22 protein-coding genes are annotated in these 23,575 nt (G+C 42.2%); 3 read left to right on the top strand and 19 right to left on the bottom strand.

Annotation, left to right across the window (positions count from 1 at the left end; all coding sequences use genetic code 11):
• Window positions 1–100: 100 nt before the first annotated feature.
• Genes ACQKMF_RS13250 through ACQKMF_RS13240 form a run of 3 tightly spaced genes read right to left on the bottom strand, consistent with a single transcriptional unit; the run spans window position 101 to window position 2,743 of the window.
• On the bottom strand, window positions 101–859 hold the full coding sequence (locus ACQKMF_RS13250) for an ABC transporter ATP-binding protein (RefSeq protein WP_402943633.1): 759 nt from the start codon (window positions 857–859) through the stop codon (window positions 101–103).
• Window positions 853–1,800: an iron chelate uptake ABC transporter family permease subunit gene (locus tag ACQKMF_RS13245; protein ID WP_402943630.1), complete on the bottom strand. Its 948-nt coding sequence runs from the start codon at window positions 1,798–1,800 to the stop codon at window positions 853–855. Before ACQKMF_RS13245 ends, ACQKMF_RS13250 begins: the two co-directional genes overlap by 7 nt.
• Window positions 1,793–2,743 (bottom strand): ABC transporter permease, encoded by a 951-nt coding sequence (locus ACQKMF_RS13240; RefSeq protein ID WP_260358723.1) that lies wholly within the window; start codon window positions 2,741–2,743, stop codon window positions 1,793–1,795. Before ACQKMF_RS13240 ends, ACQKMF_RS13245 begins: the two co-directional genes overlap by 8 nt.
• Before the next feature lie 271 nt (window positions 2,744–3,014).
• On the opposite strand from ACQKMF_RS13240, the gene ACQKMF_RS13235 reads away from it, so the two are divergent.
• The 3 genes from ACQKMF_RS13235 (at window position 3,015) to shc (ending at window position 7,262) form a co-directional block, all read left to right on the top strand.
• A complete protein-coding gene (locus ACQKMF_RS13235) occupies window positions 3,015–3,356 on the top strand; it encodes a DUF1450 domain-containing protein (protein ID WP_402943626.1) in 342 nt (113 codons plus the stop codon).
• Window positions 3,357–3,574: 218 nt separating this feature from the next.
• A complete protein-coding gene (locus tag ACQKMF_RS13230; RefSeq protein ID WP_402943623.1) occupies window positions 3,575–5,224 on the top strand; it encodes a M14 family metallopeptidase in 1,650 nt (549 codons plus the stop codon).
• Between the two features lie 142 nt (window positions 5,225–5,366).
• Window positions 5,367–7,262 carry a squalene--hopene cyclase gene (shc, locus tag ACQKMF_RS13225; protein WP_427573605.1) on the top strand — a complete coding sequence of 632 codons (1,896 nt, stop codon included), beginning with the start codon at window positions 5,367–5,369 and terminating at the stop codon, window positions 7,260–7,262.
• A gap of 225 nt (window positions 7,263–7,487) precedes the next feature.
• On the opposite strand, the gene ACQKMF_RS13220 is transcribed toward shc, so the two are convergent.
• The 16 genes from ACQKMF_RS13220 to fdhD form a co-directional block, all read right to left on the bottom strand.
• Window positions 7,488–7,841 (bottom strand): tetratricopeptide repeat protein, encoded by a 354-nt coding sequence (locus tag ACQKMF_RS13220; RefSeq protein WP_427573603.1) that lies wholly within the window; start codon window positions 7,839–7,841, stop codon window positions 7,488–7,490.
• A 391-nt stretch (window positions 7,842–8,232) separates the two neighbouring features.
• Window positions 8,233–8,781, bottom strand: a complete 549-nt coding sequence (locus tag ACQKMF_RS13215) for a PepSY domain-containing protein (RefSeq protein WP_427573601.1) — start codon at window positions 8,779–8,781, stop codon at window positions 8,233–8,235.
• 65 nt (window positions 8,782–8,846) lie between these two features.
• Window positions 8,847–10,202: an ATP-binding protein gene (locus ACQKMF_RS13210; RefSeq protein ID WP_427573599.1), complete on the bottom strand. Its 1,356-nt coding sequence runs from the start codon at window positions 10,200–10,202 to the stop codon at window positions 8,847–8,849.
• Entirely contained in the window at window positions 10,199–10,894 is a 696-nt protein-coding gene (locus ACQKMF_RS13205; RefSeq protein ID WP_101223998.1) for a response regulator transcription factor, read from the bottom strand. Before ACQKMF_RS13205 ends, ACQKMF_RS13210 begins: the two co-directional genes overlap by 4 nt.
• A gap of 157 nt (window positions 10,895–11,051) precedes the next feature.
• Window positions 11,052–11,573, bottom strand: a complete 522-nt coding sequence (msrA, locus tag ACQKMF_RS13200) for a peptide-methionine (S)-S-oxide reductase MsrA (RefSeq protein ID WP_402943607.1) — start codon at window positions 11,571–11,573, stop codon at window positions 11,052–11,054.
• Window positions 11,574–11,673: 100 nt separating this feature from the next.
• On the bottom strand, window positions 11,674–12,282 hold the full coding sequence (locus ACQKMF_RS13195) for a response regulator transcription factor (protein ID WP_101223691.1): 609 nt from the start codon (window positions 12,280–12,282) through the stop codon (window positions 11,674–11,676).
• 12 nt (window positions 12,283–12,294) lie between these two features.
• Window positions 12,295–13,416, bottom strand: coding sequence for a sensor histidine kinase (locus tag ACQKMF_RS13190; RefSeq protein ID WP_101223692.1), 1,122 nt, complete (start codon window positions 13,414–13,416; stop codon window positions 12,295–12,297).
• Window positions 13,417–13,510: 94 nt separating this feature from the next.
• Window positions 13,511–14,563 (bottom strand): fatty acid desaturase, encoded by a 1,053-nt coding sequence (locus ACQKMF_RS13185; protein ID WP_427573595.1) that lies wholly within the window; start codon window positions 14,561–14,563, stop codon window positions 13,511–13,513.
• Between the two features lie 291 nt (window positions 14,564–14,854).
• Window positions 14,855–15,562 carry a response regulator gene (locus tag ACQKMF_RS13180; protein ID WP_402943600.1) on the bottom strand — a complete coding sequence of 236 codons (708 nt, stop codon included), beginning with the start codon at window positions 15,560–15,562 and terminating at the stop codon, window positions 14,855–14,857.
• A complete protein-coding gene (locus ACQKMF_RS13175) occupies window positions 15,559–17,151 on the bottom strand; it encodes an ATP-binding protein (RefSeq protein WP_427573593.1) in 1,593 nt (530 codons plus the stop codon). The genes ACQKMF_RS13180 and ACQKMF_RS13175 overlap by 4 nt, the downstream gene beginning before the upstream one ends.
• Before the next feature lie 79 nt (window positions 17,152–17,230).
• Window positions 17,231–18,757 carry a tripartite tricarboxylate transporter permease gene (locus tag ACQKMF_RS13170; RefSeq protein WP_101223696.1) on the bottom strand — a complete coding sequence of 509 codons (1,527 nt, stop codon included), beginning with the start codon at window positions 18,755–18,757 and terminating at the stop codon, window positions 17,231–17,233.
• Window positions 18,758–18,775: 18 nt separating this feature from the next.
• A complete protein-coding gene (locus tag ACQKMF_RS13165; protein ID WP_101223697.1) occupies window positions 18,776–19,231 on the bottom strand; it encodes a tripartite tricarboxylate transporter TctB family protein in 456 nt (151 codons plus the stop codon).
• 57 nt (window positions 19,232–19,288) lie between these two features.
• The gene (locus tag ACQKMF_RS13160) at window positions 19,289–20,311 is read right to left on the bottom strand and encodes a Bug family tripartite tricarboxylate transporter substrate binding protein (protein WP_402943591.1); all 1,023 of its coding nucleotides are present in this window, start codon (window positions 20,309–20,311) and stop codon (window positions 19,289–19,291) included.
• Between the two features lie 308 nt (window positions 20,312–20,619).
• The gene (locus tag ACQKMF_RS13155) at window positions 20,620–21,546 is read right to left on the bottom strand and encodes an AEC family transporter (RefSeq protein ID WP_427573590.1); all 927 of its coding nucleotides are present in this window, start codon (window positions 21,544–21,546) and stop codon (window positions 20,620–20,622) included.
• Window positions 21,547–21,704: 158 nt separating this feature from the next.
• Window positions 21,705–22,577, bottom strand: a complete 873-nt coding sequence (locus ACQKMF_RS13150; protein WP_101223699.1) for a LysR family transcriptional regulator — start codon at window positions 22,575–22,577, stop codon at window positions 21,705–21,707.
• Between the two features lie 148 nt (window positions 22,578–22,725).
• Window positions 22,726–23,523, bottom strand: coding sequence for a formate dehydrogenase accessory sulfurtransferase FdhD (gene fdhD / locus ACQKMF_RS13145; RefSeq protein WP_402943587.1), 798 nt, complete (start codon window positions 23,521–23,523; stop codon window positions 22,726–22,728).
• Window positions 23,524–23,575 lie beyond the last annotated feature (52 nt).

The raw sequence follows: 23,575 nt of genomic DNA, 5'->3' as shown, positions 1-23,575 counted from the left end.
AGTCCTGGGCGCCCGCCAACTCTTAACAGCCTAATGTGCGTTTGAGATATTCTGGGACGGCTACGAATACTGAAGTAATTTAAAACCAAATGGAATTGTCTTAAGTGAAGTACACACAGATCTTATTGTCATTGATATTTTGGATTTCAATATCCATATCATAGATTTCCTTTAATACATTGGAATTGATGACTTGTTCGGTAGGTCCATTATGAACAACCTTGCCATCCTTCAATGCGACTATATAGTCGGAATAACAGGATGCAAAATTAATATCATGAATGACGATAATGACCGTTTTCCCTAATTCATCGGCCAATCTCCTCAATACCTTCATGATTTGGACGGAATGCTTCATGTCAAGATTGTTCAGGGGTTCATCAAGTAGTACATACTCCGTGTTCTGAGCAATAACCATGGCAATGAAGGCCCGCTGTTGCTGCCCGCCGCTAAGCTGGTCAAGAAACTTATCCTGCATGTCTGCAAGTTCCATATATTCAATCGCTTCATCGACATATTCCCAATCCTTTTTGGTCAGCTTGCCTTGTGAATACGGAAAACGGCCAAAGGCGACGAGTTCACGAATCGTTAATCGGATATTGATGTGGTTAGCCTGCTTTAAGATGGCAATCTTCTTCGCAAGTTCATTGCTATTGAATTTCCCCATATCCTTACCATCGATCAGGACTTCTCCTGAATCCCGGGTAATGAGCCGGCTGATCATCGAAAGGACGGTACTTTTCCCCGCTCCATTGGGACCGATGAAGGATGTGATTTTGCCTTTCATTATTTCAATGGAAACATCCTCGACAACCGTTTTACTATTATATTTTTTGAATAAATTTTTCACTTCTACCATGATTTATTCTCCTTTAATAGAAGATAGATGAAATAGACACCGCCGACAAAGTTGATGATGACACTCAATGTGGTAGTGAACGTAAAGATCCTCTCCACAATGAATTGGCCGCCGACCAGGGCAATCACACTGATCAGCATTGCACCCGGGATGATATGTTTATGCTGATAGGACTTAATGAATTGATAAGCCACATTTGCAACAAGCAATCCGAGGAACGTGATCGGACCGATCAGGGCAGTCGAAATGGAGATTAAAACCGTAACGACGATTAAAACCCGCTTCGTGACAAAATCATAATCCACACCCAAGTTTATGGCTTGGTCCCTCCCTAGGGACATGACATCTAAATACTTCAAGAATCTCATGAAATATATCATTGCCGCTATCATGAGGATAATAGCTAAAGTTAACAGGTCCGTGTTGACATTATTGAAGCTGGCGAACATTTTATTTTGAATGATTTGAAATTCATTCGGGTCAATCAATACCTGCATGAATGAGGACATGCTGCCGAATAAGGTTCCGAAGATGATACCGATCAGCAATAGGAAGTAAATATTGCGGTTTTTCTTGAACATGAACTTGAACAGCAGGCTGGAAAAAATAAGCATGGCCGCAAGTGTAATCAGGAAATTGAGATTTTTATTCACGATCATGATATGCGTTGAACCGAAGATGAAAATGACTCCCGTTTGGATCAGCATATACATGGAGTCCAACCCTAAAATGCTTGGTGTCAAGATTTTATTATTCGTGACCGTCTGGAAAATCACTGTTGAAAAAGCTATTGCACAACCAACCACGATGATGGCGATGATTTTTATGACCCTTCTCGGCAGAGCATAATCCCAATTCGGGCCAAGGTCCCAAAAGATATAACCTGCCGTTAAAGCTGCTGCAAGAACAGCCAATATAATGATTCTACTTTTATTATTCATATGCCTTTCTCCTCATTATCAGATAGATAAATACGGCGCTTCCTATGACACCAACCACGAGTCCGATCGGGATTTCAAATGGATATATGAGGATCCTGCCCAGAATATCGCAGATCAATAGGAAAACTGCCCCTAGTAATGCTGTATGAGAAAGACTCTTTTTCAAATTGTCACCAAGGTAAAGGGATACAATATTTGGTACGATCAGTCCTATGAAAGGAATCGTTCCCACCGTTAACAAAACGACAGTGGAGGATAATGCCACGATGATCAACCCAAAATTGACTATAAGCTTATAATTGAGTCCTAGATTGATAGCAAACTCCTCACCCATCCCTGCCACAGTGAATTTATTGGCAAAGAAGTATGCGAGAATGACGAGAGGGATACTTAGATATATAAGTTCGTACCTTCCCGACATGATCATCGAGAAATCCCCATTCATCCATGTGTTGAGGCTTTGAATCAAATCATATTTATAGGCAAAGAAAGTCGAGATGGATCCGACGATATTACCAAACATCAAACCAACCAATGGAATGAAAATCGTATCCTTATATTTCACTTGATCAAGAATTTTCATGAACAAGAATGTACCTGCCAAAGCGAATATGAATGCGAATGCCATTTTCTCAATAAGTGCCGCCGATGGAAAAATGATAATGGCAAGAAGAAGTCCCAGCCTTGCAGAGTCCATGGTACCGGCAGTCGTCGGGGATACAAATTTATTGCGGCTCAATTGCTGCATGATCAGACCGCTTATACTCATCACAATACCGGCAATGATTATGGTCACCATTCTGGGGAAACGGCTTTGCAGCATGATTTGCACTTTATCATCACTTAGATCCAATAAATCCAGGGGGGTAATATCTTTTACACCAATGAATAATGACGTAAATGATAAAACAATTAACGCCATGAATAAATATCTTATCTTCATCTACATTTCCTACTCTTCCTATCTCACTTAATACAGCGATAATATTTTTAATTAAATATATTTGAATACAGACTATCGCAAAGTCCACTATTGAAATCGCGATCATGAAGTTGCAATAGTTACAAGGTTCTTCCATTCGTGATAATGAGATTCATTATCATTATCAGTCATTCTTATTCTATCATCTCTCAGATATGTGTCAATATATACAAGTGAATTAGTTTGATATTCTCCGGATAGTCAGATTGTAATGAATTTGGATGAACCAATCATGCATTTCGTTACAGGAAATGATAAAATCAAAATAACAAATATTTACTCTTCCAATGAAAGAAGCGATATGATGAAAAACTTTTTATCCAAAGTGTTCTCAAAAAAGGCGAAAATCCAAATTGAATTTTGCCAAAATAATCTTGACCGCTTCCTTAATGAACAAACTGTTGCCGATTATGGTAAGTTCTTAGAGAATCCAAGGATTCAATATAAGGAATATGAATGTTTAAGTGAGTGTAAACTTTGTAAGAATACCCCCTATGCGAAAGTGAATGGCAAGATAATGAGTGGCGAAGATTCACAGGATCTTTTAAATAAGTTACAAGATCAATTGAAATGATACGGGCCAAGCAAATTGCTTGATCGTGTCATTTTTACTTCCCACCTGTAATTATACAGAATACAGGTGATGAACATCTATTAAAAGGAATTGCGAATTGTGCTATGGAATCATTAATCTAGTCGTTACTTCCTGTTTTTCACTATTTCAAACGTTTTCACTGTATAGATAGCTTGAAATATGATAATTTATGGAAAAAGATAGACAGGAGGACGTCCATGAAAAAAATCATTCCTACCATCGTATCAGTCGTAACACTAGGCCTTGTCACTGGATTGCCTGGCCCTATAGCCAAGGCGGAAGAATTCACCCCTTATTATGGAAATGGTCCAAGCTACATTCAACCAGATAACCTCTCCCACCTTTTCCCTGACCCTAATGTTTCTTTCAAGACCCCTGCCTTTAAACAAAACAAGATCGCCTTTACGAGCCAGGAAGAATTGTTGGATTCCATCAGGTCCCTCTCCCATAAAAACAAAAACATCCAGGTCAAGACGATAGGTAAATCCACAGAAGGACGCGACATCCCGATGCTTCTTTTCAGCAAGGATTCAAAAAGGCAGATTAAGAATTCCCATAAACCATTGATTTGGATTCAAGGTCAAATCCATGGCAATGAACCCGCCTCAGGTGAATCTACATTAGTCCTTGCACAATGGCTGGCTGAAGGCAAGCTTGGTGATGTCCTCGATAAAGTGAATGTTGCCATCGTTCCACGAGTCAATCCTGATGGCTCTTATTATTTCAAACGATATACCGCAAATGACATGGATGCGAATAGGGACTACTTAAAAGTGGAGTATCCTGAAGTGCAGACGATTCATCAGTCAATCGATGATTATGAACCTGAAGTCATTCTGGAAGTACATGAATATACAGTGAATCCTGCCCCCCTGAAAAAGGTGGGAGCAAATGGATCGATCGCTTCCTATGATTTACTCATCTCCTCAGCCAAGAATTTAAATATTCCCGCACAGCTTCGAAAAGCTTCCGATGAACTGCTTTTGCCTAATGTTTTTAAAACTTTGGAAAAAGAAAAGCTTTCCTATCATGATTACTATACACTGGCCACTTCTGATGATGGAGTCCTTACCGCCACAGAAGGAAGCACAGAAGCCCGGATTGGCCGAAACGCCCTCGGTTTGAAAAATACAATGACCTATTTAATTGAAACAAGGGGGATCAATATCGGCCGTACGGATTTTAAACGACGTGTTTTTGCACAAGCTACAGCACAGGCAGCATTCATCAAAACGGCAGCCGAACAGGCCAATAAGGTTAAAAAAGCCGTTAGTCAGGCAGAAACTGAAGTCGTGCGAAAAGGGCGAAAAGCAAATGATAACGATAAAATTGTCATCACCAGCGAAAATAAATTGATTAAGGATCAAAAATTGACAGTAGTCGATTTAGCGAAAGCTAAAATGGTCGATGCCTCCATCGATTGGCTGGATTCTACCGATGCCTACCCTACCCTTGTCAGAGATCGTCCGACAGCTTATATCCTTCCACCAGAATATAAAAATATCGCCCAGAAACTTCAGATATTGGGAGTGGAAGTGAAAAAATTAAAAAAACCTATGAAAGTAGCTGTTGAAAGCTATAGGGTCAAGGATTTAAAAGTTTCCGCTGAACTGGAAAGCGGACATTCCACAAGGGAAGTAACGACCACGGTTACTTCAAAAACCCGGGATTTCCCAAAAGGAAGCTATGTTTTCGACATGGCCCAGCCTGATGCCAACTTCATCTCCCTTGCCCTCGAACCTGAAGGCATGGACAGCTATGTGACATTCAATTTCATCCCGGCTGACAAGGGAAAAGAATTGCCGATTTACCGCTATATGCAGCCATCTTCCTTACCCGTTAAATGATGCATAGTATCTAAATGACGCTTTGGCAGCTTTCATTGCCAAAGCGTTTTTTAGTTTCCCCCCTCCTTTGATTTCTTGAATGCAACGACAAGTTTTGAATATACATATTAACGGAAAATGTGTTTTTAGAGGAGGAAAGTCATTGAACCAACATGTACAATTGGAAATCAACCGCCTTGTTCACCGCTTGAAACAAGACCAATCCGCTGATGGTTCGTGGAATTATCCCTTCGACACCGGGATAACGGCAGATGCCTATATGATCATATTATTGAAAATTTTAGATATGGAAGACACTCCTCTTATAGAGGCTTTAGTAAAAAGAATCGAAAGCAGGCAAACGGAAAACGGTTCATGGAAACTTTTCCAAGACGAGAAGGACGGCAATGTTACGGTTACGATCGAGGCCTACTATGGCCTTCTTTTTAGCGGACTCCGCAATAAGAATCATCCCCATATGAGAAAAGCCAAACAATTCATTCTTTCCAAGGGCGGCATCAAACAGGCCAAAATGTTAACGAAAATGATGCTTACCGTCACCGGACAATATCAATGGCCTCGCCTATTCCCCATTCCTCTCGAAGTGGTCTTACTGCCTCCGACCTTTTTCGTCAGCATTTATGATCTTTCCGTATATGGGCGGGTCAACATGATTCCATTGCTATTGCTTGGCCATAAAAGGTTTCAAATCAAGACCCCTGACACGCCAAATCTAAAAGATTTATTTCAAACAAGGGAGGACCGATCCGAAGAGCGTATGTGGGAAGAGTATCGTACCGAAGAATATCGTTCCTTTTTCTCTAAACTTCAAACAGGCGTTAAAACCTTGATTGGTTATCCGGATTATTTGCATTCCTTAGCATTGGATTCAACAAAAAGGTTCATGCTCGACAGGCTGGAACCAGACGGGACACTGTACAATTATTTCGGTTCTACCTTTTTCATGATCTTTGCCCTCCTTTCCATTGGATATTCGAAAAGAGATCCAGTGATTCTAAAGGCCATGGCCGGTCTGAAGGGGATGGCCTGCTCCATTGAGGGACACACACATATCCAGTTCACTACACCCCATGTTTGGAATACCTCCTTAATAAGCTACGCCCTTCAAGAAGCGGGAATGCCTTTCAAAGACAAAGCGGTCAAGGCGGCCAATCAGTACTTGCTGTCACGCCAGCATTATATGTATGGAGATTGGCTGATCCATAATCCTAACGCGATTCCAGGCGGCTGGGGGTTCTCGGATTTAAATACCATGAATCCGGATGTCGATGATACGACCGCCTCACTGCGGGCGCTGGCTAAGCAACTTCAAGCAAAACCGGATAATCGGGACAGCTGGCAGCGCGGTGTCTCCTTCACGATATCCATGCAAAATGATGATGGCGGATTTCCAGCCTTCGAGCGGAATAACGACCATAAATGGCTGCAGCTTCTTCCTATAGAGGGTTCTAAATATCTCCTGACTGACCCTTCCACCGCTGATCTGACAGGAAGGACGCTGGAATTCCTGGGGAACTATACAAATATGAAAAAGCCGGAAGAAGTCAGTAAAAGAGCGGTGGATTGGCTATTGGAAGACCAGAAGCGTGATGGCTCCTGGTATGGGCGCTGGGGCATCTGCTATCTATATGGCACATGGTCTGCACTGACCGGCATGAAGGCAGCAGGGCAAGCCACTGGACATCCATCCATCCAAAAAGCCCTAACTTGGTTGAAGAAAATTCAAAATGAAGATGGCGGCTGGGGTGAATCTTGTTACAGTGATATCAAGCAACGATATATCCCCCTCGGAACTAGCACACTGACACATACAGCCTGGGCTGTGGATGCGTTGATATCGGCATCAGAAAAGCCGACAGCAGAGATTGAAAAAGGCATTGCCTATCTCATCCGTGCAGGTCAACAAGAAAGCTGGACCAATGATTATCCTGCAGGCCAGGGAATGGCAGATTTTTTGTATATCCATTATCATAGCTATCGCTATATTTATCCCCTTTTAGCCTTAAGTCATTACAATAAAAAATTCCTGGAGACTTAATCGCCAGTGTTTTTTTCATATTAAAGGTGAATATGTGGATTACCTGTGGAAAAGTAGTGAATAACACCGGAAAGTTATCCACAATCCGAGGTTATCCACATTCATTTATACGTAAAAGTGCAAAATGCAAGAAATTCCCCGTCATATTGTTGATTAATTCATTTCAGCGATGTAAGGATGACTTGGTTTATACAGGCTTTGTGGATAGTTTGGGGATGATCACGATTATGTGAAAACTTTATCCAGTTTATCACTATAAAATTTTATGGCCTTAGCATAAGATTGTATTTCTTGATCCCTCGACGTTTCGGCAATGATCTTCAATAGAGATTCCATCGCAAGATCATGTTGGCCCAAATTATAAAATGCCATGGCCCTGAATACCAATAAAGCCTTATCCCCAGGAAACTTCGCCAGCCCGGATTCCAATGTCCGTCTTGATTTTTCATATTCCCCTATGGTGCGATATGTACTGCCCAACCCGAGGTATGCCCCTTTGGCATCCTCCTCCGGCAAACCTAATTCGAGTGCCGCTTCATAATAGGGCACCGCCTTTACCTCAAGTCCGAGAATATCCAAACTCCAGGCACACTGATACTGTATGACTGCATCACCGGGATTTTGCTTTGCCAGACCCATCAATAATCGATTGGATTTTTCGAATTCTTTCCTTCCTTAATGACAGTGCCTCTTCCAAATTTCCCATAATCAATCCTCCATTGAATAAATTCTTATTGCCTCTATTCGCGTTTCTTCTTTTTAATTCCTTTATAACCGCAGATGTTTTCAGAGTATCATCAGCTACATGCCCGTTCTCCCACCCATACGCCTCTTCATCGAAAGGAAGTTTCTACTTCCTTCCCCCTAATTTCGCTTTAGATTCATAATCGCAATTAAAAAAAGGATCTGCCACTTGGCAAATCCTTCATACAATTCAGTTCAAGAGCATTCATATATCAAATATTGCTGATTAATCTTCCAATTGGTTTTTCAATACTTTACCTGTGGTTGCATCCACCACAACATCATATTCCTTTTGTCCTTGTTTTATTTCCAGCTCGTACACAAGGGTGCCATTCTCTGAATCAAGCTCCATATCCGTTACTTGACCATCCACCGCTTTCAAGGCAATCTTTTCAGCTTGATCACTGCTGACTTTTGCAGTTTCCACGGCTTGTTGTGTGCTCATATCCTCATCGTCATCGTCTTCCATCTCCTGAGAAAGAATCTCTCCCTTTTCAGCATCAACATCAACGTCTTGATAGCCTTCTTTTGTTTTAACGGTCATCTCATATATCATCGGCTGGTCCCAATCCTTTTCAAATTGAGTAACTTCCCCGCCTAGTTTTTCTGAAATCATTTTGACAGCCTCATCCTCGGATAGATTCCCCTTATTGACTGCATATACTGCCGTTCCAGCAGCACCGCCGAAAAGCAATACGGAAGCTATGGACACCGTCATGATTACCTTTTTCCTTTGAATGATGCCTTCTTTAATCGTACTCCACTGTTTTTTCATGAATGAATTCCTCCTTTAAGTTGTTACCTTAATAATAAGCACCCTTCATGAAACGAACATGAGCGTTAGATTAGAATTTGATGAGAAAGAGTAAGAGTCACCAACGTTCCCTCTCCCACCTCACTTTGAATCTCCAAATTACCGTCGAATGACTCTACAAGCGTCCGGGCGATGGAAAGCCCAAGTCCATTGCCTCCCGTTTTCCTTGCCCTTGAAGAATCAACGCGATAAAAACGGTCAAATACATGTGGGAGATGTTCTGATGATATCCCTCCGCCGTGATCTTTCACACCGATGACAATTTCATTATCCTGCCGTTTTATCATGATCTGTATACTTGATTCACTATATTTCATTGCATTGTCCAATAGGATGACAATTACCTGTTCAAGCTTACTGGAAATGGTCATTGCATAGATTTCCTTAAACTCTGACTCTATCGTTATTTCACGATTTCCCGTCCTTCTGAATGTTTGGGCAATCCCTTCACAAAACGAAATGAGTTCTATTTTCCCTTCCACATCTTCTGAAGGTTCCGTTTGGGAAGCTGACTGCAGAAGATGTTCCGTCAGCTTTTTCATCCGGACGGCTTCATGATGGATTGCCTCCACTGCCTCTTCCTGAATAGCCTGATCCTTCATTCCCCAGCGTTTCAATAGAGAGGAGTAACTTTCGATTACCGTAATCGGTGTTTTCAATTCATGTGAGGCATCTGAAAGGAATTGCTGCTGTTGGTTATAATTCCGCTCCAGCCTTTCCATCATCCTGTTGAATGCCGCTCCCATCACCTGCAGCTCGTCCTTTGATTGATCCGATAGCGGTATCCGTTTGAATTCCCCGCTTTTCTCAATATCCTTCATCGTTCCGCTCATGACCGATATCGGTTTGAGGATCAGGTTGGCCAGCCACTTACCGGCAAGAATCGATAACAGAATGACAAAAAAGGATGCACCGCCCAAAACGAGGGCAAGCGTCGATAAATTATCAAGGAGGGTATCCTGCGGCTGTGTGACCTCGATCATCCCCAGCTTCTTCCCCTCATCAGGATAAGGAAAACGGTAGGTCAATACATATTCACCGTCAACTTTGGCAAAATCATATCCTTTCTCGTCAATGGCTTTAACCGCAAGCCCCTTAAGGTCCTCTTCATCCGTAAATGATTTTACCAGCCTTCCATCCGTGTCGAATATCCGCACCATTCCATCGTCCGGGATATATGGCTCCATTAAATCGGAATCACCGGAAATCAAATCTTTCGTCAGGATATTTTCTTCTATTAATGAAGCTTGATCTTCAAGCAGATCCCGTTCCCTCTCTAACGATATCCAAAGGAAGGCGATTAAAACGATGATACTCAACAAGATAAGCATGACACTTAAAAAAAGACTGGAATACGATTGGATTTTCGTCCGAATCTTCATACTGGCTCCTTCAAGCTGTAACCTACCCCGCGGTAAGTATGGATGAGCTGCACCTCAAAGGGATAATCTATCTTTTTGCGCAAATAACGGATATACACATCAACCACATTCGTATCCCCTGCAAAGTCATATCCCCATACATGGGTCAGGATTTGCTCCCTTGAAAGTACTTGATTTTTATTTTGCAAAAGATAAACCAGCAAATCGAACTCGCGGGAAGTCAACTCAATCCTATTGCCTTGCCTGTGAATGTCCCTTGTACCGAGGTTCAACTTCAGATCATGGATTTTTAGTTCATCCACTTCCACTTCTGATTGGCTCTCCCGTACATTGGTACGAAAACAAGCACGGATCCGTGCAAGCAGCTCTTCAATTTCAAACGGTTTCGTTACATAATCATTCGCACCATGGTCCAGGCCATTCACCTTGTCTGGCACAGCATCCCTTGCGGTTAGGAGGATGACCGGTGTCGATCCATTCTTTTTCCGGTAACGCCTAAGTACTTCTATGCCATTCAACTCGGGCAGCATCACATCCAATAAGATTAAATCCCACTCTTCTGCTTCTGCTCTTTCCAGACCAGCCTTTCCGGTAAAAGCCGATTCTGTTTGATAACCCTCATGATTAAGTTCCAGCTGGAGAATCCTCGCTATTTTTTCTTCATCCTCTATTATTAAAATTCTCTTATTCATGATCATCACCACCTACCCCTTAGTGTACTGAAGAAATATGAAAATATCATGAGAAATTGACCCCTGCGCATAAAAATCCGATGAAATAATGATTTGAATTTTTGTACCTTTAAAAGGTCAAAAAAAGAACCGGATGTGTAAGCACACCCGATCCATTTCATTCACCGTTCCAATGCTGGTCAATGAATTCATCACGTCCCGATTTCGCACGGTCCGCTTTATAATCATCTTTGTTTTTTTTATGATAGCCTTGATGGTATTCCTCGGCAGGATAAAAGGTTTGGGCCGGAAGGATTTCAGTTACGATTGGTTTCTGGAACTTCCCGCTGCCTGCTACCTCTTCTTTCGCTTCAAGAGCCAGTTTTTCTTGAGCTTCATCATGATAGAAGATGGCCGTCCGATATTGGCTTCCTCTGTCATGAAATTGACCGCCATCGTCGGTTGGATCGATTTGCTGCCAATATAGCTCCAGCAATCTTTCATAAGGAAATAACTGAGGATCGAAAGTGATTTCCACGACTTCATAATGCCCCGTAGTTCCCGTCTTCACTTCCTCGTAAGTCGGGTTTTCAACATGTCCTCCCGTATAACCGGATACGATTCCCCCAATCCCCGGTTGTTCTTCAAATGGTGTCACCATGCACCAAAAGCAGCCTCCAGCAAATGTAGCCTTTTGCATAATGGTCATCCTCTCCGTATGTAATAAAAATTAATATACCATATTCAATTCTGACACTGCGCTTTTTTGATTTGCGAGGCCGCCATGGATTTACCTTTGATCAATCTTTTGACCAGCCCTTTTCCTTGAATCTTACAATCGCTTCAACGCGGTTGCTCACATCCAATTTATCAAGGATGACCGATATATAATTACGAACCGTTCCATTGGTCAGATAAAGCTGGCTTGCGATTTCCTTTGTGGTCTTACCATCCGCGATCAATTTGAGCACTTGGCACTCTCGTTCAGTCAAAGGGTTTTCTTCTTCGAAAGCCATATCCACCAGCTCAGGAGCATAAATGCGCCGACCATCCATGATGACACGGATAGAGTTCGCCAGTTCGTCACTTGGGCTATCCTTCAGAAGATATCCGCCTACCTCGGCCTTTCTGGCTCTTTCAAAATACCCAGGACGTGCAAAGGTGGTTAAAATGATGACCTTGCATTGGTGGCCTTGATCCTTGATCTCCTCCGCTACATCGAGCCCGGTTTTAACTGGCATTTCAATATCTGTTATGCATATATCCGGCTTTAATTGATTGACGAGATTCATTGCTTCTTCCCCATTGCTCGCTTTTCCTACAACTTCCATATCACTTTCCAAATCAAGGATGGAACCTAACGCGCCAAGCAGCATCCGCTGATCTTCGGCAATTACGATTCGAATCAAGGTTAATCCCACCTATCCATTATTTTTTATAGCATTCGGAACCCTTATATAAAGTGTCGTTCCCTCTGTTGATTTAATATCCAGGCTGCCATTAACAAATTCTAGCCTTTCTTTCATTCCTTGAAGTCCATTGCCTTTAATATACTCTGATCTATGTGAAAGTCCCACTCCATTATCCTGTACTGTGATCGTCACCCCTGTTTGTAATTCTTCGATGACGATATTACAGCAGTCGGCACCGCTATGTTTGACGATATTGGTCACAGCTTCCTTCAAGCACATGCTCAAAACCGTTTCAACAAGCAATGGGGTTTCTTGTAATTCCGTGGTCCCTTCCAAATTGAATTCTATCTCTGCGGCTTTCAATATTTGCTTGACCCGGATGATTTCATCGCTTAGCTTGGACCCACGCATTTCCGACACCATTTCACGTACTTCCTTGAGTGCCGTCCTCGCCGTTTGACGGATATCCTTGATTTCTTTCTTGGCCGTCTCCGGATTCAAATCGATCAACTTCCCTGCAAGGTCACTTTTCAAGCCAATCAAAGACAGCTTTTGGCCAAGTGTATCATGTAAGTCACGGGCAATCCGCTGACGTTCTTCCATTTTGCCAAGCTCTGATATTCTTTTATGAGCGTCCTCCAATTGTTCTTCCAGCATGCCCCGTTTATTCCGATTATACGTGTTGAAAGGGAGCAGGATCACACCTACCACACAAATGAGCATAAAGGGAAATTGCGAAAAGAAGGTAGGGTCTTTCATGATGAAGCCAATATTGACAGACACGATGGTAGCCAATAGCTGGATTGAATATAATACGAAAAAGCCAACCTTATTTTGAACATTCCCAATAAAGAATGCTAAAAAAAGTGAAAAGTAAATGTAGCTGAAAAATATGGTCATCGATATCGAAATGATTATTTGTATCGCGGTCCATACGTATACGGGCCATCCCTTCGAAACGAATGAGAGACCATATGATATGAAAAACAATATGATCATGACGATTCCAAAGACTATCTCCAACATCGAAGAGGATTTGAAGATGAAATAAAAAGGAAGGATACAAAAAATGATCCAGACATAAGGGCTCAGCCCTGTGTTTTTCGGAAAGATATGATACCAACTTTGCATGGCGCCGCCTCTATTTCTTTTTATCCTAGTATATACTAAGGAGTTTCATCAAAAAACCATCCAATGGGAATCGAATGGTTTTTTGGTGAACAATTTATTTTTTTTGAAGACTTGGACGTTCATTATTGAGTTCAATTTTTGATTTTGCTTCATTTAGACGGTCCTTAATCTCTTTAAAACTGACAAACGTCTTGTTTTCGCCATCATAAAGGCGGAAGCGAAGTGATTTTAAACTTGAACTAAGGGTGATTGTCGTTGCCTGCTGCAAAGGCAGGGTGGATTCATGGACTTTTTCCAGATTATAGTTCGGCACTCTTGGACTAAGGTGATGCACGTGATGAAAACCGATATTACCAGTTACCCATTGCAAAACCTTTGGAAGTTTATAATAAGAACTTCCATCAATGGCAGCCTTCACGTAATCCCATTCAGATTCCTCTTCGAAATAAGAATCTTCGAACTGATGCTGTACATAAAACAGCCAGATGCCAAGTGATCCCGTTACAAAAAGCATCGGTACCTGAATCATCAGGAATGCCTGCCATCCGATAGCCAAGCATAAAAGACCATAAATTGCCACGATTGCAGCATTTGTCAAATACGTATTCATCCGTTCTTTCTTTTTAGCGCCCTTTTTATTCAGACGGTTCGATACAAGAAATAGATAAAATGGACCCAATCCAAACATGACGATCGGATTTCTATATAAACGGTAAGCAAGACGCCCCCAGAATGTAGCGGCGATATATTCATCAACGGTCATGATCCAAATATCCCCTGTACCGCGTTTGTTTAAATTACTGCTTGTTGCATGATGTATGGAATGGCTATGCTTCCATTGCTCATACGGAAATAATGTAACGATCCCACTGATTGTACCCAGGATGCTATTCGCTTTCCTGCTTTTGAAAAACGATTGATGACAGCAATCATGGAAAATGATGAAAATCCTGACTACGAATCCTGAAGCAAGAACGGCCAATGCAAGTGTCAGCCAGTATGAAATGGTTAAGCTTTGATATGCTAAAAACCATAACAGGAAAAATGGCGGAAATGTATTTATGAGCTGTTTCACGCTTGATTTAGTATTGGATTTTTCAAAAGGGGCAACATCTTTTCTCAATTGTTTTTGATTATGATTACTCATGATTTCCTCCTCAAAAAATATAGGAATGAAGTGTTTAAATGGATCGGTTATGCTTGCATCTCTTCTTTAAGTATAGGAATAATAACCGATTTTCTATAGTCATAAACGTCAAATCCCTGCCATGACACTTGTCATATACTTGTCTGCTTCAAAACTTTTCACACGTATTTTTTCCTCATTCATCATTTTTACACTAAAAAAAAACGATGAATTCACATCAATCTGATTCCAAGAAATAGCCTTACATTTATTCGAGCAAATAAAAAAGGATCCGCCGCTTGGCGAACCCATTTATATCTTGATGGCATAAACCCTTTCAGGACGTCCTACCGTGCCATATGTTAAATCGGCATCAATTTTTTCCTCTGACATCAAGTGCTCCAGATAACGCCTTGCCGTTGTCCTGCTCACACCGATTTCCTTTGCCACTATTTCGGCAGTTAAACCCGGGGAGGATTTCCCCAACACAACCATCACCTTCTCCAAAGTCATCCGATCGATCCCTTTTGGCAGTAAAGTCTGTTCCCTCTCTTTTTCATTCATTTCCTTTCGCAAAAGCTTATCCACCTGTTGCTGCGTTACAGGAAAATTGCCCTTTTCCAATTCAGACAGTTTAATGTGATACTCTTGATACCTGCGTAAGGACTGCTTGAAACGTTCAAATGCGACAGGCTTGATAATATAATCAAATATGCCGATTTTGATGGCTTCCTGGACTTTTTCGATTTCTTTAGCCGCCGTAATCATGATGACATCCATTTGTTTGCTTTGCTGCTTGATTTCCTTCAGGATATCGAGCCCATTCATATCCGGAAAATACATATCGAGCAGCAATAGATCCGGCTGCATGATTTCGATGAAGCTTTTAGCCTCGTCATAGCTTGACGCGATTCCGATCGTTTGAAACCCCTCAATCTTTTCGATGAACAGCTTTTGTATCTCCGCAATCCGCAGGTCATCTTCTACGATCAAAACTTCTATATCGCGAATGGCCATCATTTAATCACCCCTCTATTTTTTGGCAGTGCAACAGTAAAAATCGTATATTCCCCTTCTTTCGTCGAAAAAGTGATATATCCCCCTAATCCATCAATCGCTTCCTGAACAAGGCTCAATCCTATACCTGAATTGGTTTGATGGCTTTTCGTCGTAAAACCGTCCTGGAAAATCAATTCGGTAACATTTGAGTTCATCCCTTTTCCATTATCTTCAACCTCTATGATCAACTCTTTACCCAAGTCCGTGACGAACAACGATACCCTCTTTTCTTCCCTTTCGTTTTCCCGTACAGCTTCAAAGGCATTATTGATGAGATTGCCGATGATCGTCACCAATAAATCTCGATCTATTACAGATGGAATATCTTTAAAACTGCTTTCTCTATCAATGGTAAAATCAATTTTCAGCTCACTGGCTAAACTTACCTTCCCTAAGATGAACCCAGCAATGATCGGATCAGGTACTTCCTTCATTAGAAAGTGAATGAAGCCTTGGGTGACATCGACTTCCTTCGATATGAAATCCATTGCTTCTTTATATGAACCGAGTTGAATCAAGCCTAGCAGTGTATAGAGCCGGTTCGAATATTCATGTGTCTGGGCCCTCAGCCCTTCTGCATACGCCTTTACATGTGACAGTTCCTGAAGTAGATTGGATAGTTCCGATTTATTTCTCAAACTTGCAACTGCACCAATGATTTCTCCCTGTCCATTCAAGATCGGAATCCGGCTAGCCAAAAAAACTTCACCGTCAATCATGAATTCCTGATCATACTCGGCCCGTGCCGTGCTGACTACATCAAGCAAATGTGTATGCGTTATGACTTCTTCGATTTTTTGCCCGCGAAGCATGACGTCTTTAGGAATATGAAGGATTTTATGCGCCGTTTCATTGACGACCGTGATTTTTCCATGAACATCAATGGCAATGATGCCTTCATGAATGGATTCCAAAATGGCATGCTTTTCTTGAAACATCCAGGCGATCTCTTTCGGCTCCAGGCCCAATATCGCCTTTTTTATATTGAATGAAATGAAGAAGGCTACCAACAAACCGCCGACTAATATAAAAGAGATGATCCAGACGATCTTTCTTTGTATACTGGACAATTCTTTTTCAATATCGTCCTGAAGGTAGCCAACGGAGACGACACCAATGACCTTTTCATTGGCGATAATCGGGGATTTCCCCCTAATGGAAGGTCCCAATGTCCCAGTGGACTCCGTGATGATGGATTTCCCATCCCACACCTCGGCGTTATCTCCCCCTACCATTTTCTTCCCGATCAAGTTTGGATCTGGATGGGACAGCCTTGTTTCATTCTCATCCCCTATTACTATGAATTCCGCATCGATCTGCCTGCGAATTTTTTCCGCGATGGGCTGGATGATTACAGAAGGATTGTCCGTTCTAAAAGCTTGTTTAATTTCAGGCAGCAAAGAAATGGTCTGGGCAACCGACAATGCTTTTTCCCCTGTTTCCTGCTTCAGGTTATTTTCTAGGATATTTATGAAAATAACTTCAAAGATTCCACCCATTAAGATGATTAACGTACAGATGCCCAGCATCAACTTGGTGTGTAAACGCATTCAATCACCTCTACTTACATCATATAAAAAAAAACCCCTTTAAAAAAGGAGTTTTTTCACAACATTCAGAAAATATTAGTTAACCTTCAATATTGATGACAACATCCTTCCCTCTCTTCTTGAGTAAAACCGGAATGAGCAGCCATAATGCCGTTACGATCAGGAATGTCAACGAAAGCGGCCGAGTGAAAAACAAACTATAATCACCATCGGATATCGTCAGTGCCCTGCGCATATTATTTTCTATCATCGGTCCTAAAACCAGTCCTAATACCAACGGGGCGATTGGATAATCATTTTTACTTAAGAAATATCCCAAGATCCCGCATCCTAGTAATAGCAATAAATCATAAGTCGATACTTGTACCGCATAAACGCCAAAAATGGAGATCGCGATAATGATTGGTATCAAATACTTCTTTGGCGTTTCAATGATTTTCGCAAAAACCTTAACGAGCGGGAGATTAAGGATGAGGAGCATCAGATTCCCGATGAACATACTGGCGATAAGTCCCCAGGCCACCTGGGGATGGTCTTCGAATAATAATGGACCTGGCTGAACATTGTACATCATCAGCGCACCCATTAAAATCGCCGTTGTACCTGAACCCGGAATTCCCAGCGTCAATAATGGAATCATCGCTCCGCCAGAAGCCGCATTATTGGCCGTTTCAGGACCAGCCACTCCAGCGATTGCTCCCGTACCAAATCTCCCGGGTTTTTTTGATATCCGTTTTTCCATAAGGTATGAGAAGAAGGAAGCAAGAGTGGCCCCTGCACCTGGCAGGATTCCTACAAAGAAACCTAAGAGCGATCCCCTCGCAATCGGCCCTGCAGATTCCTTGAATTCTTCTTTTGAAGGAATCAAATTATTGATCTTTGCAATTTCCCCATCATCCTCGTCTTTTTCCAGGATTGTCTTGAATACTTCCCCAAGGGCGAATAGGCCTACTGCGATCGTCAGGAATTCAACCCCTTGATACAGCCAAGGAATGTCGAATGTAAAACGGGCGATCCCGGATACATTATCGATGCCTATCGTCCCGATCAACAAACCGCAAACCGTCATGATCAGTGCCTTGGTTACGGATTTTCCCGCGAGGCCGCTGACTGCCGCCAACCCTAGAAGCATGAGCGAAAAATACTCAGCTGGACCGAATTTAATGGCAATCGTCGATAATGGCTGAGCCAAGGCAATCATGGCGACAAGGGTGACAATCCCTCCGACGAAGGAACCGATTGCCGAAATCGATAAAGCACTCCCGGCTCTTCCCTTCTTAGCCATTTGGTAGCCATCCAGTGTGGTGACGACAGAAGAAGATTCACCAGGAGTATTCAATAGGATTGAAGTTGTCGATCCTCCATACATCGCTCCATAATAAACACCTGCAAGTAAAATGATGGCGCTTGTTGCCGCTTGCTCTGGGGGAAGTCCCCCTGTAATCGAAGCGGTTACCGGAATTAAAAGAGCCACACCGCTCATAGGCCCGATCCCCGGCAAAACGCCGACAGCCGTACCGATCAATACTCCGACAAATGCAAAAAGTATATTATACCAAGTTAGTGCCGTTTCAAAACCATGCATCAAATAATCAAAAGTGCCCACTTCACATCCCCCTCCCCTTTATGAAAACCAGATTGGCCAACCCGGCAGTGTTCCCTTTAAAACATTCACGAATAAATAATAGATGATTCCGGAAAATCCTGCGGATATGATGAGCGATGTCACCCATTTATTTCGCTCCATCGTTTGAAAGCAAACAAACAAAAACAGAAAGGTCGTAATGACATATCCTATCGTTTCCAATGTCAAAATATAAATCAAGGTGGAGAGCAGAATGATGATAAAAGGTTTATATTCCAGCTTTCCCTTACCCGATTCCTGTACATTGCTCCGAAATGCCTCATAAAACAGGCGAATACTTAAAACAGCAAGAACGAGTCCCAATACAAAAGGGAAAATGTCCGGTCCTACCGAACTTCCATAAGAAGAACTGGCCAGCTTTCTGCTTCCTATCATAAACAGCACTCCGACAGCCAGAAAGGCTACAGATGCAAAGCGATCAAATTTAACATCCATCACAATCCCTCCATTTCAGAAAATAAGAAGAAGGTGAAAGCACCCCCTTCTTCTCGATTATTTTTCCATGCCTAAGGCTTCCAATAATTGCTGCACCTGTTTCTCCTGTTCTTCTAAAAACTTGCTGAATTCTTCACTATTTTTATACTCTTGTTCCCATCCTTGAACTTCCACTTCCTTTTTCCATTCAGAAGTTTCAACTAGCTTCTCAATGGTTCCGTCCCAAAAGGCTTTCGCTTCACCAGACATATTCTGAGGTCCAAAAACGCCTCTCCAAATCGTGAATTCAGCATTAACACCCTGTTCCTTTGCCGTCGGTATGTCTTTTAGATCTCCACCTAAACGTTCCGTCGAGGTTACGGCCAACACTCTAATCTTTCCTGCCTTTAAAAATTCCCTGACACTGGATGCATCCGTTCCGATCACATCTGCATTTCCGCCAAGCAATGCCGTAATCGCTTCCCCTCCACCATCGTACGAAACGTATTTAAGTTCGGTTGGATTCAAGCCATATTCATATGCTGGAAGAATGGAAATCAAATGATCCATGGATCCCGGAGCCGATCCTCCTGCGAAGGTCAATTTACGCGGATCTTTTTTCACTGCTTCCAGCACTGATTTCAAATCCTTGAATTCAGAATCTGCCTTTACCACTATTGCCCCATAATCCTTTGTCAACTGCGCCAAAGGAGTCGTATTTTTATATCCATAAGGACTGTTGCCTTCTTTTTTAAGGTTATTGATGATGACAGGCGGTGAATTCACGAACAGCATGTCATTGTTATCAGCTTGCTGTGTTGCATAATCCGCCATGAAGACAGCGCCCCCGCCACCGGGTTTGTTTTCGACGGTTAATGGCTGGTTAACCAGTTTTGTCTCACCCAAGACCTTTGTAAATGAACGGGCGGTTAAATCCCATCCCCCGCCTGCGCCCGATGGAGCAACGACCGTTATGGCTTTTTTCGGATAACCTGTACTTTCTTTCTTTTCTCCTGATGTACCCGAACTGCTGCATGCACCTAAACTTAAAGCTAACGAACCCGCCAATATGACAGCTGAAATCTTTTTACGAGAAAACATAATAATCCCCCTTTTTGAAAGCGTTTTCTTAATTCTACAAAAATATCTTCCTTTTATTTGATTGCCCAACTAAAATGCATAACTTCCATAACTTCCATATTGTTCATAAAGTTTTATAGCAGGAAAAGGGGGAAAGACTGCTCCTTCAGAGCAGTCCAAGTTTGTAGACAAAAGGGGTTCTATCTAAATAAAACAATGTGATTGGAGTGGAAATTACGGTTCGGTTTTACAAACACTATAAACTGTAAACAAACTCGATTTTCATCGAGTTTGTTTACAGTTAGAGACTGCACTTTTGAGCAGCCCTGCTAGAATAGTATTTTTGATAGATATACGACCATCGTTACCGTTATGCTGCTGAATAAAGTCGACATCAAGACTGCCTGTGCCGCATACTTCGGATGGTTGTCATATTCCAAAGCGAATAATGCGCTGTTTCTTGATGTGGGAAATGAGCTTGCGATAAACAACCCTTGGGCGACAGTCCCTTCCAAACCCAGCATGAGGATGATCAGGAAGGCGATGGATGGCGAGAGTATTAAACGGCCAATCAAGCTAAGTATAAGCGGAAGCGGAAATTGCGTCATTTTCAAATAGGCACTCTGTGCACCCAATGTAATCAAGGCAATGGCTATGAAGGCACTAGCGATATTTTCAATCGGGGTCCATAAGAACAGCGGAATGTCGAAAGAAAAGGAATGTAATAGAAAACCGAGTAATAAAGCATAAATGACGGGGTTCTTCAAGAACTCGCGAATGGCGCCCTTCGCACTTTTTGTATGGACGGAAACGGAATTCATCAATCCATAGGTATAGGTCAACAGGTTTTGAAAGATGATCACGATGACTTGTATCGACAGCCCAAGAGGGTTTCCGTGAAAAACCATCTGGCTGACGGGTAATCCGAAATTGGCTGAGTTATTCAGGACTACACTATTTTTAAACGTGGCCGAAAGGCTTTGATCAAACCTGGCAAGTTTAGCAATCACTGTACTCACGATGATGAGACTTACTGCTTGAAGAGCAAGGAAGCTGAATATCTGGAAGATCATCCCCCCGCCCATTTTACTTTGATAGATATTAATAAAGCTAATGGCCGGCATGAGCAGGAAGTGATTCAATTTAGACAGCGTATTCATATCCAACTTGAATTTACGATGCAGAATGGCCCCCGCCCCTATGAGGAAAAAGACCGGCACAATGACATTCAATACGATCAGAAACAGGACACTCACTTGACTTCCTCTCCATTCCTTAGGCAATACCTGATGATTTACATTTACATCTCCATTTATCATAATGCCGGGATAACCATAATTAAAATACCAATAAATTATCGTTATCCATTCAAAAAAGGAATGACAAAAAAGCACAGAGGTTTCTGCGCTTCCGGTTAAATGTCCCTCATGAAATCGACGCCTTTGACAAATTCGACAAACTCCTTGACCAGCTTTAATTCCAGCGACTTTTCATGATATAACATCCACGTATTCCTGATAAGGGGATTGCCTTGCTTATCCTTAAGGTCCATTTGACGGAGATTTTGGTCCTTCTCCAATAAAACACTGGGAAGGATGCCATATCCCAGGCCATTCCTGACCATTTCTTTGCATGTATCACCTTTGTCCACTTCCATCCCCACCAAAGGAGGTCCGGAAAAATTGTCTCTCCACCAATTATCGATCATTGTTTTCAAAAGAGCATCTGTCCCATAATCGATCCTCGGCAAAAAAGGCAGGTTCCGGACTTCGATTTCTTCCTTGGAAGCAATGCAAATCGTTTCCTCAAAAAGATGATGCCTTGATCCTGACCATTGATAGTCCCCCCGAACGATTCCGACATGCACTTCCTCCTTGTAAATGAGGTTCAGCACTTCTTTACTCCATCCAGTTGTCACATGGAAATCCACTTTGGGATATCGCTCACGAAATAATTTCAGCAGGCCTGGCAATTTATGCAGCGTAATATAGTTGGAAACACCCAGCCGTAATGTTCCACTGATTTCCTGACCCATATTGAATGCCGTCTCTTTTATCTGCCGGAGCCTGATCAGCATCTCATCTGCACAGATGGCCAAATATTCCCCTTGAGGCGTGAATTGCACTCCCCTTGTTCCCCGCTCCACAATCTTTAGATTGAATTCCTTCTCTATTTGTTGAATCCGTTTCGTTAAAGAAGGCTGCGAGATATATAAACTTTGCGCCGTTTTAGTAATATTCTTGTGTTCATGCAACACCTTTAAAATATGCCAATCCCTTTCGTTCATAACCCTTCCCCCGATACGCAATTCCTTGAATGTTTTATCCAAACTGTACCACAAAAGGCCTGATCGATATATCCTTTTACAAGTACATAAAAAGCCCAAGCCATGTTGGCAAGGACTTTCCGATAAATACCTTTTAAGCGAATGATGATCATTCATTCAATTGAATTCTTTCAGGGCATGTGTAGATATTCAGTGAATCATTACGAATGAATCCGACCGTGGTGATTCCCAATCCTTCAGCCAACTCCAAGGCCAATTCGGTTGGAGCCGATTTCGAGAGTATCAGCTCACAGCCGATTTTCGCCACCTTCAAGAGAATTTCCGATGATATCCGGCCGCTGAACACGATAGCTTTTCCTTCTATCGAAATACCATTTTTCAGGCAATAGCCGTATATTTTGTCCAATGCGTTATGCCGTCCGATGTCCATCCTGCTTAATACGAGGCCATCGACATCACATAAAGCGGCATTGTGGACTCCACCTGTGTTCTGGAAGGTGACGGCAGAATTTTGTAAATCCTTCATCAAGCGGAGGCAGTCATCAGGAGTCAGTTTCACCGAAATATGATCCATTTTCTTGGCAGTCAATGCATCATTCACAAAGACGAAACCTTGTCTGCTCATTCCGCAGCATGATGTAATATACCGCTTATTTTGAAAATCCTGGAAGTAAGGATTCACTTTATCTGTCTTCACATGAACAAAGCCTTCTTTTTCCTGGACCCAGATTTCTTTTATCTCATCATATTTTTTGATGATGCCTTCCGAAGCCAAATAACCAATCACCATATCCTCGATGTATTCGGGTGTACAAACCATCGTGACGAATTCCTGGCCATTTACTTTGACAGTAACGGGATACTCCGTTACAATCGCATCTTCCGTACGCTCGATGTTACCTTTGGTTATCCGGATGATGTCCCTCTTGATTTCAATCGCTTTCATGTTCCCACTCCTTTTAATATCCAGGAGCCAATTGACCAATATGTAGGACCAT

It is taken from the genome of Peribacillus sp. NPDC101480, from assembly GCF_050277335.1.
Classification (GTDB): Bacteria; Bacillota; Bacilli; order Bacillales; family DSM-1321; genus Peribacillus.
Note: the sequence above shows the minus strand (reverse complement) of the source record. Positions and strands in the feature narration are given on the sequence as shown.